This is a genomic window from Streptosporangium sp. NPDC006013, from assembly GCF_040614275.1.
Lineage (GTDB): Bacteria > Actinomycetota > Actinomycetes > Streptosporangiales > Streptosporangiaceae > Streptosporangium.
On sequence record NZ_JBEXUE010000900.1, the window covers coordinates 1 to 1,729 of the forward strand.

Annotated in this window: 1 protein-coding gene; it reads left to right on the forward strand. The window is 65.0% G+C overall.

Annotation, left to right across the window (positions count from 1 at the left end; translation table 11 throughout):
• Positions 1-286 precede the first annotated feature (286 nt).
• The coding region (locus ABZ260_RS50730) for a hypothetical protein (protein ID WP_355633065.1) at positions 287-1,729 on the forward strand (1,443 nt) is incomplete at its 3' end.

The window sequence follows — 1,729 nt, forward strand, 5'->3', positions numbered from 1 at the left end:
GCCTTCGCCTACCACACCGCCGACACCCTGCGCCTGCGCTACGACCACCACTCCAAGAGCCTCAAACAAAACAGCTACACCGAAACCCTCGCCCCAGTCACCACCGCCCACAAACTCCTCGAAACCTACGACACCGTGATTCACACCCCCACTCCATGACCGGCTGACAGCACAGACAACACCAGGCACGCGGTCCGGGGAACGATGGGCGGAGTCATCGGCACTCGTTCTCCCGGCCTGCGGCATAGGCGGATCCGTCATCGGCGAATCCGAAGGAGGATGATCGGTGAGATCGAGCAGAACCCGTGGCGGGTCGGCGGTAGCCCGTCTGACCAGGGCGATAAGGGTGGCTCTTCCCCTCGTGCTGACAGCGTCGCTGCTGCACGGAACACTCGCGGCGCCCGCGCACGCCGGGCTGTCCCTTGACGGCCAGCAGCGGATCGACACCGTCTTGCACGCGGCCACGATGCGTCTACGCAGTCCGCAGCTTTTCAAGGACGTCGTGCTCAGCCTGCTCCATGTGGCTGAGGTCACCCGTAACCCCGCCGCGAGCGAGGAGCACTACACCCAGGCCATCAAAGCGTCCGAGACCGGAATCGGCGCGAAGCTGGACCGCGCCTATCCCGGAGCCGGCCATGAGGTCGACGCCCTCGTCCGGATCGGCGCCTTGGCGGAGTCCGACCCGGGATATCGCGAGATCGGTGTGGTGCTGAACGGACTGGTGAACGAACTACCCGCCTCCCCGCAGCGATACGACGACTGGCGGCAGTCCCTCTCCAGCCAGAGGACCGCCGACGCCGAGGCGGCCGTCGTTCTGCGGGGGCTGAACGAGAAGGCGGCGGCGGCGATCCGGGAGCTGAGCGCGCAGCGGGGTGCCGACCACCCCGCCGTCAGGGCGTGGAACGCCGAGATCGGTGCCGACTCCGGCATCACCGCGAGCGCCACGACCGACGAACTGCTGCAGAGCTCGCCCTTGAAGGACGCCGTCGACCTTCAAGCAATCATGCAATTCCCGCAGAGCGACCCGAAGCATAAAGAAGAAGTCATCAAGCAGATGAACCAGTTGCTGGCCAAGAGCAACGAGAGCGTCAAGCAGACGGTGAAGGACATCGAGGTTCTGCACAACGGAAGCGACGGCGCCTTCCTCTGGGTCACCTACGCGCCTGCCGCGCCACCCAGTGCCTACGACCTGGCGGCGGAACGCGCCAAGACGCGGCAGGAGAGCATCAACGCGGCAGGGGAGGGGCTCAGGCTGCTGACCTCGATCATCGGGCTGACCAATCCCAAGGAGGCGCAGAAGATGGCCGCCGTCTGTGACGGGGTCATCAAGGTCGCCACCGCCGTCAACGAATACCTCCCCAAGATCGCCGGCAAGGGCTGGCGGGAGGCGGTCTTCTCGACCGGGACGGCGGATCTCGCCAAGACCGTCATCACCACGGTCATTGCCCTGCTCCCGCTCTTCCAGACCGGTCAGCCCAGTCCCGATGAGATGATCCTCAAGCAGGTCGGCGAGCTCCGCCAGCAGGTGGCGGGCCTGCACAACGCGATGAACGAGCAGTTCGCCCGGGTGAACAAGAATCTCAACGTCATCTACACCGAGATGCTGGGCAAGTTCGACGAGGTCCTGAAACTGGAGCAGGTGTCGATCGCCCAGCTCACCCAGATCCAGGGACAGCTCCACACCATCGAGCAGAAGGTGGACACCTGGTCGAGCGAGATCATCAAGTCC